At 69.8% G+C, this 9104-nt stretch carries 10 protein-coding genes; 7 read left to right on the top strand and 3 right to left on the bottom strand.

All coding sequences use genetic code 11. The features are described from left to right. The 6 genes from ABD841_RS31945 to ABD841_RS31920 form a co-directional block, all read left to right on the top strand. The coding region (locus tag ABD841_RS31945) for a substrate-binding domain-containing protein (protein WP_344979557.1) at window positions 1-396 on the top strand (396 nt) is incomplete at its 5' end. A gap of 29 nt (window positions 397-425) precedes the next feature. Beyond that, a complete protein-coding gene (locus ABD841_RS31940; RefSeq protein ID WP_344979555.1) occupies window positions 426-2030 on the top strand; it encodes an FAD-dependent oxidoreductase in 1605 nt (534 codons plus the stop codon). A gap of 40 nt (window positions 2031-2070) precedes the next feature. Then, entirely contained in the window at window positions 2071-3354 is a 1284-nt protein-coding gene (locus tag ABD841_RS31935) for an ABC transporter substrate-binding protein (RefSeq protein ID WP_344979553.1), read from the top strand. A gap of 1 nt (window position 3355) precedes the next feature. Further along, the gene (locus tag ABD841_RS31930) at window positions 3356-4330 is read left to right on the top strand and encodes a carbohydrate ABC transporter permease (protein WP_344979551.1); all 975 of its coding nucleotides are present in this window, start codon (window positions 3356-3358) and stop codon (window positions 4328-4330) included. Next, window positions 4320-5162 (top strand): carbohydrate ABC transporter permease, encoded by an 843-nt coding sequence (locus ABD841_RS31925; RefSeq protein ID WP_344979548.1) that lies wholly within the window; start codon window positions 4320-4322, stop codon window positions 5160-5162. Before ABD841_RS31930 ends, ABD841_RS31925 begins: the two co-directional genes overlap by 11 nt. 376 nt (window positions 5163-5538) lie before the next feature. Beyond that, window positions 5539-6189 (top strand): hypothetical protein, encoded by a 651-nt coding sequence (locus ABD841_RS31920; protein WP_344979546.1) that lies wholly within the window; start codon window positions 5539-5541, stop codon window positions 6187-6189. Window positions 6190-6374: 185 nt separating this feature from the next. Here the strand turns inward: ABD841_RS31920 and ABD841_RS31915 are convergent, their stop codons facing one another. The 3 genes from ABD841_RS31915 to ABD841_RS31905 all read right to left on the bottom strand — a co-directional run bounded on the left by ABD841_RS31915 (window position 6375) and on the right by ABD841_RS31905 (window position 8468). Then, window positions 6375-6926 (bottom strand): EF-hand domain-containing protein, encoded by a 552-nt coding sequence (locus ABD841_RS31915; RefSeq protein ID WP_344979544.1) that lies wholly within the window; start codon window positions 6924-6926, stop codon window positions 6375-6377. A 225-nt stretch (window positions 6927-7151) separates the two neighbouring features. Beyond that, the gene (locus tag ABD841_RS31910; protein WP_344979542.1) at window positions 7152-7319 is read right to left on the bottom strand and encodes a hypothetical protein; all 168 of its coding nucleotides are present in this window, start codon (window positions 7317-7319) and stop codon (window positions 7152-7154) included. A gap of 48 nt (window positions 7320-7367) precedes the next feature. Then, window positions 7368-8468 (bottom strand): IS630 family transposase, encoded by a 1101-nt coding sequence (locus ABD841_RS31905; protein ID WP_344979540.1) that lies wholly within the window; start codon window positions 8466-8468, stop codon window positions 7368-7370. A 178-nt stretch (window positions 8469-8646) separates the two neighbouring features. Here ABD841_RS31905 and ABD841_RS31900 point away from each other — a divergent pair, with 178 nt between their 5' ends. After that, window positions 8647-8868 (top strand): ATP-binding cassette domain-containing protein, encoded by a 222-nt coding sequence (locus tag ABD841_RS31900; RefSeq protein WP_344979559.1) that lies wholly within the window; start codon window positions 8647-8649, stop codon window positions 8866-8868. The last annotated feature ends 236 nt before the right edge of the window (window positions 8869-9104 follow it).

Here is a 9104-nt window from a genome sequence, read left to right as displayed (position 1 = left end):
GAGTCCTACGCCGACCGGCTGCGCGGTTTCCGCGAGGCGGCGGCGGCCCTCGGGGCGCACGGGATCCACGTGCCGCAGGCCGATCTCGGCCGCCTGGTCGCGGACGGGGTCACCGCGGTGTTCGTCGAGGAGTCCGCCGACGGCGTCGCGATCGTGCAGGCGGCCCAGGCGAGAGGGCTCACCGTCCCCGGCGATCTCTCGGTCCTCGCGCTCGGCGCCCTCACCAGGCCCGTCCGCAGCGACATCGACTTCACGGGGTTCCGCATCCCCAAGCGCGAGATGGGCCGCAGGGCCGTCGAGCTCCTGTCCGCGCTCCTAGAGGAGGGCGGGACCCCGCAGGAACTGCTGGTGTGCGAACCGGTGGACGGCTCGACGCTGGCCTCCGTCCGTCACTGACGTCCGTCACTGAGAAAGGGAACCCCTACGTGCGTGAGATATCGGCAGACGCGGTCGTGGTCGGCGGCGGGCTCGGCGGCGTCGCCGCGGCCCTGGCGCTGCTGCGTGCCGGGCGCTCGGTGATCCTGACCGAGGAGTACGACTGGCTCGGCGGCCAGCTCACCAGCCAGGCCGTCCCGCCCGACGAGCCCTCCTGGGTGGAGCGCTTCGGCGTCACCGCGTCCTACCGGGCGCTGCGCGACGGCATCCGCCGCTACTACCGGGACCACTACCCGTTGACCGAGCGGGCGCGGGCCTGGCGGGAGTTGAACCCGGGCGCGGGCCACGTCAGCCGCCTGTGCCACGAGCCGCGCGTCGCGGTCGCGGTGATCGAGGCCATGCTGGCGCCGTACCGGGGCTCGGGGCGGTTGCGTGTGCTCCAGCCGTACCGACCGGTCGGCGCGGAGACCGACGGCGACCGGGTGCGCGCCGTCCGCCTGGAGCGCCGGGGTGGGGGCGGCGAGGTCACGGCCCACGCGCCGTACGTGCTGGACGCCACCGAGACGGGCGAGCTGCTGCCGCTGACCGGCACCGAGTACGTGACCGGGTTCGAGTCGCAGGCCGAGACCGGCGAGCCCAGCGCGCCCGCGACGGCGCAGCCGTTGAACATGCAGGCCGTCTCGGTGTGCTTCGCGATCGACCACGTCGACGGCGACCACACGATCGACAGGCCCGAGAGCTACGAGTTCTGGCGGCGGTACCAGCCCGACTTCTGGGGCGACCGGCTGCTGTCGTGGCGCTGCCCCCACCCCAGGACCCTGGAGATCGTGGAGCGTTCCTTCACCCCCAACCCGGACGACGACCCGCTGCTGGTCGTGGCCGACCAGCGGCTCAGCCCGGGCGACTCCAACCTGTGGACGTTCCGCCGCATCGCCGCCCGGCGCAACTTCGTCGACGGCGCCTACGCCAGCGACATCACCCTGGTCAACTGGCCCATGATCGACTACCTCGAGGGGCCGGTCATCGACGTGCCCGACGCCGACCGGCACCTGGCCGCGGCCCGCGAGCTGTCCCGCTCGGTGCTGTACTGGCTGCAGACCGAGGCGCCCCGCCCCGACGGCGGCACCGGCTACCCCGGCCTGCGCCTGCGCGGCGACGTGACCGGCGGCGAGGACGGACTGGCCCAGGCCCCCTACATCCGGGAGTCACGCCGCATCCGCGCCCTGTACACCGTGGTCGAGCAGGACCTGTCGATGGCCGTGCGCGGCGACAAGGGGGCCGTGCGCTACGCCGACTCCGTCGGCATCGGCATGTACCGCATCGACCTGCACCCCTCCACCGGGGGCGACAACTACATCGACGTGGCCAGCTCGCCGTTCGAGATCCCGCTCGGCGCGCTGATTCCGCAGCGGGTGACCAACCTGCTGCCCGCTTCCAAGAACATCGGCACCACCCACATCACCAACGGTGCCTACCGGCTGCACCCGGCCGAGTGGAACATCGGCGAGTCCGCCGGCGCGCTTGCCGCCTTCTGCCTGGACAACGCCACCACCCCACACGCCGTACGCGAGAACGAGAGCCTGCTCGCGGACTTCCAGCGGCGGCTCACCCGCGATGGCGTCGAGCTGCGCTGGCCCGACGTCACCGGCTACTGACACGACCCACTCGGGGGACCACCGAGAAGGAGAACCACCCATGAAACCATTCGGGAAGCTCGCCGCTCTCGCGCTCGCCACCCTGCTCACCGCCACGGCGTGCGGCGGGGCGAACGAGGCGGCCCCCGCCAAGCAGGGGCCGCAGCCGCTGCGGATGACGATCTGGACCTCGAACGAGGCCCACCTGAAGCTGTTCAACGAGATCGCCGCCGAGTACCGGAAGACCCACCCGAACGTCGGCGAGATCACGTTCGACCCCATACCGTTCGAGAACTACACCACGACCCTGACCACCCAGATCGCCGGAGGCAACCCCCCCGACCTGGCCTGGATCCTGGAGAGCTCGGCCCCCGACTTCGTCTCCTCCGGTGCGCTGCTGCCGCTCGACGACACCCTGCGCAAGGCCCAGGGCTACGAGTTCGACGACCTCACCCCCTCGGCGACCAAGCTCTGGCAGGCCGAGGGCAAGCTGTACGCCTACCCGTTCTCGACCTCCCCGTTCGGCGTGTTCGTCAACACCGACCTGCTCAAGAAGGCCGGGCAGAAGACCCCGGACGAGATGATCAAGGACGGTAGGTGGACCTGGGAGGAGGTGGCCGCCCAGAACGCCGCGGTCGCCGCCAAGACCGGCAAGGCCGGCATGGTGGTGCGCGACTTCGACTACAAGAACTGGGACAACCTCGCCTCGGTGTGGAGCGGCTGGGGCGCCCGGGCCTGGAGCGAGGACGGCAGGACCTGCGGGTTCGACAGCCCCGAGATGGTCGAGGCCATGACGTTCCTGCACAAGTCGATCTTCACTGACAAGGCGTTCCCCGGCCCCGGCACCACGCCCGACTTCTTCGCCGGCGACTCGGCGATGACCATCACCCAGATCTCCCGGGCCTCGCTCCTCACGGACGCGACGTTCGGCTGGGACCTGGTCCCGCTGCCCGCCGGGCCCAAGGGCGAGTACTCGGTGATCGGCCAGGCCGGTCTGGGCGTCTTCGCGAAGTCCCCGAACGCCGCGGTCGCCGCCGACTTCCTGGCGTTCTTCACCGACCCCGCCAACTCCGCCAAGCTCGCCGCCTACTTCCCGCCGCCCCGGGCCTCCCAGCTCACCACGGAGACCCTGGCCAAGAGCAACCCGCTGCTCAAGCCCGACCAACTGGAGAAGGTCGTGATCGACGGCATCCGGAAGGGCGTGGTCAAGCCCAACCACACCGGGCAGGCCGAGCTCTCGCAGACCGTGCGGGCCGCGCTCGACCCGCTCTGGCAGCCGGGCGCCGATGCCAAGGCAGTGCTCGCCGGCGTCTGCGCGAAGATCCAGCCGATGCTGGGCGCGTAACGTGGCCCAGACCCATCTGAAGCTCACGGTGGCCGACCGGGCGGACGCCCCACCGGCCACCGGCGGCGCCCGCTCCGACGGCGGCGGGCGGCCCTTCTGGACCGTGCGCCGCCGTGACAACCTGGTCGGCTACCTGTTCGTCGCCCCGCAGCTCATCGGCAGCGCGCTGTTCGTGCTCCTGCCGCTCGGGCTCGTCGGCTGGTACAGCCTCCACGAGTGGAACGTGCTGGCCGGGACCTTCGAGTTCGTCGGCGGGGAGAACTACGACAAGCTGCTCGCCGACGCCAACCTGCGCGAGGTGCTGGCCGGCACCGCCCTGTTCTCCGTCGGCCTGGTCGTGTTCAACCTCAGCCTCGCCCTCGTCCTGGCGGTCCTGCTCAACCAGCGGCTCCGCGGCACCGCGTTCTTCCGGACGCTGTTCTTCTCGCCCGTCGTGGTCTCCCTCGTCGCCTGGACGATCGTCTGGCAGTTCCTGCTGCAGGCCGACGGCGGCATCAACGGCCTGCTCGGCGTCGCCGGGATCGACGGGCCGAACTGGCTACGCGGTGAGGGCACGGCGATGCTGTCGGTGATCATCGTCCAGGTGCTCAAGAACGTCGGCCTCAACATGGTGCTGTTCCTGGCCGCCCTCCAGGGCGTGCCGGCCCAGCTCTACGAGGCCGCCGAGCTGGACGGCGCCGGAGCGTGGACCCGGTTCCGGCGGATCACCGTCCCGCTGATCAGCCCCACCATCCTGCTCACCTCGATCATCACCGTCGTCGGGTCGCTCCAGGTGTTCGCGCAGATCGCGGTGCTCACCCAGGGCGGGCCGGGCATGTCGACCACGGTCCTCATCTACTACCTGTACCAGCAGGCGTTCCAGTTCCATCACTTCGGGTACGGCGCGACGCTCTCGGCCCTGCTGTTCGTGATCGTGGCGCTGCTCACCGTCGTGCAGTGGCGGATGCGCAGGAAGTGGGTGTTCCATGAAGCGTGAGATGTCCGTGCGGCTGAAGACGGTCCTGTACGGGCTGCTGTGCGTGTTGTGCGTGCCGTTCGTCTTCCCGACCTGGTGGATGGTCACCTCGTCGCTGAAGCCGATCCAGGAGATCTTCGCCTTCCCGCCCCGGCTCCTCCCCGAGACCTGGGACTTCTCGGCCTACCGGCAGGTCTTCGAGCTCCAGCCCTTCGCCGAGCAGTACGTCAACAGCCTCTACATCGCGCTGATCGTGACCGTCGGCACCATGGCGGTGGCGGCGATGGCGGGGTACGCCTTCGCGCGGATCCGCTTCCCCGGGCAGAACGCGCTCTTCCTGGTCGTCCTGCTCGGTCTGCTCATCCCGAGCGAGGTCACGATCGTGCCCCTGTTCCAGATGGTCCACACGCTGGGGCTGACGAACACCCACTGGCCGCTGATCGTGGTGCCGATCCTCGGCGCGCCGAGCGTACTGGCCACGTTCATCATGCGGCAGTTCTTCATCGCCCTGCCCGGCGAGCTGGAGGAGGCCGCCCGCGTCGACGGGCTGGGCCGGTTCGGCACCTTCTACCGGGTCGCCCTGCCGCTGGCCAGGCCCGCGCTCGGCGCCGTGGCCATCTTCACCTTCCTGCACTCGTGGAACCTGTATCTGGAGCCGATCGTCTACCTGTCGTCCCCGGAGATGTTCACGCTGCCGCAGGCGCTCACCCAGTTCGTCGACGCCTACGGCGGACCGATGTGGAACGTGCAGCTCGCCGCGGCCACGATGACGGCGCTGCCGATCCTGGTGGTGTTCGTCCTCGCGCAGCGGCAGTTCGTCGAGGGCCTGGCGCACACCGGGCTGAAGGGGTGACCGTCGCCTTCCGTGTCCGTCCTGACCGGGCGGCGGGGCGCCGCCCGTGTCTGCGCCCTGTCCTCGCCCTCGGCGAGCGCCTGCCGGCGGCGGGTACGAGCGGATCGGGTGAACGCCGGCGCCGTCAAGCGGGCGCCGCAGGCGTCTCGGACGGACGTCGCGAACTCATTCGTCCTGCCGACCACGTGCGGCAGAGAGACAACCTGTAGCTCTTGATCGCTGACAACGGGCAGGAGACGCCAGGGCAGTGTTCCGGGATGGTGACCGCAAGCCGTGACGTCGTGGGCCGTTCGCCCGAGGGCCGGGCGGCCACCCACGGTCCGGGAGACAAGCTGTTCACAGGTGAGCTGCAAGCGGCGCAGGCGAGGGTTGGATCATGCCTCTCCCGACCCCTTCCCCGGGCTCCGAGCGGCGCGTGTCCCGGAGCCGCCGCAAGGCGCTCCGGCGCCGAGCCTCCCTGCGCCGCCGCAAGGCCCTCGCCCGGGACACCCGGGACGATGGGCCCGTCCCGCTGACGGGGAACCTGCTCGTAACGTTGGTTGCCCTGCTCCTGGCGGTCCTGCCGGGCGGTGTCGTGGCCATGGTGATCTCGATACCCGATATACGGATTGCCGCGGGTCAGGTCGGCACCCCCGGCACGATGACCGTCCTGCGGTGCATCGACCTCCCCAACAGTAAGGAATGGGACTGCGAAGGCACCTTCGTCTTCGACACCACCGGCGAGACGATCGAGGTGGACACCCGGTACGCCTCCGTGGGCGACGTCTTCCCCGCCCAGCTCAACCCGGCGGGTGACCGGGCCGAGCTGCGGGGGACGCAGGGCGTCCTGATCGCGCTCACCCCGTTCTTCATGGGGTTGGGCATCGCAGTCGTCGGGGCGTGGGGGAGCGCGATCATACTGCTGCTATGGCGGGGCGTCTCCTTGTCCGGAAAGTTCGGCCACGTCTTCAGGATCAGCGGAGGCTCGCTCCTCGCGATCTCCTTCACCGGGCTGGTCGTCGGCCTGACCGCGGAGTTGCTCGTGTGACCCGGCGGCCCGTTCGCGAGGCGACCGTCGTGACGGCGGCCGGCGGTGCCGCCCGGGCGCCGGCGCTCCCGGGTGGCTGGCCGCGCGGCCCTGGCACTCACCCGGACGGGACGGCGAGCGTGCCACCGCGGCAGCGCGCTGCCTGCTGCCGACGGCGCTCATCCCGCCGGGTGGGGCAGATGCGGTCAGACGTGCCCGAAGAGGAGGCTGCCTGGTGCATCCGGGTCGTTCGAGTAGAAGTACTCGTGTGCCGCCCGGATGAACTCCTGCCGCGAGACGTGGCCGTCCCCGTCGAGGTCCAGCCGGTGGAAGGTCTCGATCGCGTCAGGCTGGGAGATCTTCCAGACCTTCCTCAGAAGGTTCTCGAACTCCTCCCTGCTGATCTCGTTGTCGCCGTTGGTGTCCATGCAGTCGAAGATCGCATGGCCGCAGCCCTCGACGATGTTGAGCCGGCTGGTGTCGACGCTCGCGAGACGGTGGGCCTCGATGAAGGCGTCCTTCGAGAGCCTCTGCCCGTTCGGCTGCGCGTGCCGGAGCAGCTCCTGCCAGTACATCTGGTAGAAGGCCTGGATTCCGCCGGCCCGGGGGTCGTTCCTGCCGAGTTGGAAGACGCTGATGTACCGGTCAACGAGCTGCTGGTAATCCGACCAGTCCACGTAGCCGTCGCCGTTGACGTCCATGGTGTCGAACGTCCGTCCGAACTTGAGCCGGACCACGTCCGGTGCCGTAGAGGTCATGACTGTGTCCTTTTCGGTGGTGAGCTTCGCGGATGACGCGCAGGTCGCGCCGCCATAGTCATGCCACCCGCCACGGCAGCACTATCACCGAAAGTAATAATAAAATCACCATAAGTTACATGCAGTCAATTTAGTCCGGGCTCGGCCGGTCCCGGCCACCGGCCGGCAACCTTCCGGCGCCTCGCGGTGAACGGCCTCCGACGGTCGCTGAAAGCGGTGGCTACCTCATCGGCCCCGGCTCGACGGCGCCACGCCCGGCAGGTGCGCGATCTCCGCTTGGGAGCGGCCCGGCTCGAACAGCTCGGCCGCACGCATCCGCCGCGCCTCGGCCGACTGCGGCCGGGGTGGCGGAACGGCTTTCCCGAGGCTGCCGGACTCGGCTTTGAGGGGCATCCCGTCATACTCACGCGACCGGGCCGATCACACACGACCAACGAAAACTCAGCAGTGCCCCGAGTCTTTGATCCGTCGGCAATACGAGGCCAGGGCTTGAAGGATCTCGTCTGAGGTCTTGGCCCACGCGTACGGTCGCGGGTTGTCGTTCCCGTCGGCGATCCACGCGCGGATATCGCGTTCCAGTGCCTGGGCGGAGTGGTGGAGTCTCCCGGCGGTCGGTTCCGCGAACCAGCGCTCGACCAGGTTCGGCCAGGATGAGCCGGTCGGGGTGACGTGCAGGTGGAGCCGGGGGTGGGCCGGCAGCCACTTCTTGATCGCCTCGGTTGTGTAAGTGCCGTAGTCGTCACAGATCAGATGCACCTGAAGATCCGCGGGAACCTCACGATCCAGCTTGGCCAGGAACTTTTTGAACTCGATCGTGCGGTGCCGGCGGTGCGGGGAGCCGATCACCGTGCCGGTGGCGGCATCCAGGGCGGCGAACAGTGCGGTGGTGCCCGGGCGCACGTGGTCGTGACTGCGGCGCTCGGGCACCCCGGGCATCATCGGCAGCACCGGCTGCGCGCGGTCCAGTGCCTGGATCTGGGCTTTCTCGGCCACGCACACCGCCAGGACCCGCTCCGGCGGGTCCAGATACAGGCCGATCACGTCATGGACCCGGTCGGCGAACACCGGGCCGGTCGACGGTGTGAAGGATCGCGAGCGGTGGGGCTGCAGTCCGAAGGCCCGCCAGATCCGTGAGATGGTCGACTGCGACAGGCCCGTCTTGGCGGCCATGGCCCGGGTCGACCAGTGCGTGGCGTTCGTCGGCCTGGTCTGCAGCGTGGCTCGCACGATCGCGGTGACCTGCTCGTCGGAGACCGTACGCGCCCGGCCTGGCCGGGGCGCGTCACCGAGCCCGTCCAGCCGGTCGCGCACGAACCGGGCACGCCACTTGCGCACCGTCTCGGGGGTGACGCCCACCTGCCGGGCCACCGCGCCGGCCGTGCGGGGCAGCCCGTCGTCATCCGTTTCCGCGCACGCCAGCACGATCCGTGACCGCAGGGCCAGCGCCTGCGGTGTCGACGTGGCCCGCTGCCATCGCTGCAGCGTCTGCCGCTCACGATCCGTCAACACCAACGCGGCCGGCCTCGGCTCAGGACGTCCCATACTCTGATCAACGACGGATCAAAGACTCAGGACACTGGTTACGGGAGGGTGATCCAGGTCTTCACCGTATGGTTATGTCACTCATCGGCACACTTTTGTTGACACTCGACATAAGTTCGATTTACTGTCCCGAAACATGCAGGACATAAGGCGAAAGTCGCCTGCCCCCTTGTTCGTCATGCGGGGCATCGTCAAGCAGTTCCCCGGCGTGCGCCCCCTGGAGGGCGTCGACCTCGACGTCCGTGCCGGGGAGGGGCACTGCCTGCTCGGCCGGAACGGCGCGGGCACGTCAACGCTGATCAAGACCCTGGCCGGGGCGCGTCAACCCGACGAGGGCACCGTCACCGTCGGCGGCCGGGAGGGCGACCCACCGGAGCCGGCGGGCCCCGGACAGCCCTGATCCGAACCTCCTCCGGCCACCCCACCCGTCCCCGCCGGGCCGCGGCACCCCGGCGGGTCGCATATTCAGCTCGCCCCCGGAGCCCCGTCCGATCGCCCGCCCCGCCGTCGCGCCGAGACGGCGAGGCAGGCGAGTGCCACCCGGATCGGATGCTCCCAGGCGGCGAAGCGGCCACGGTTCTCCCGGGCGGCCCCCGTCCCGGGTCCCACCTCCCACCGAGTGAAGGGAATTCCCGC

Origin of the sequence: Streptosporangium fragile (genome assembly GCF_039534445.1) — a bacterium.
Taxonomy (GTDB): domain Bacteria; phylum Actinomycetota; class Actinomycetes; order Streptosporangiales; family Streptosporangiaceae; genus Streptosporangium; species Streptosporangium fragile.
The sequence above is the reverse complement of the archived record's forward strand: the minus strand, read 5'-3'. Positions and strand labels throughout refer to the sequence as shown.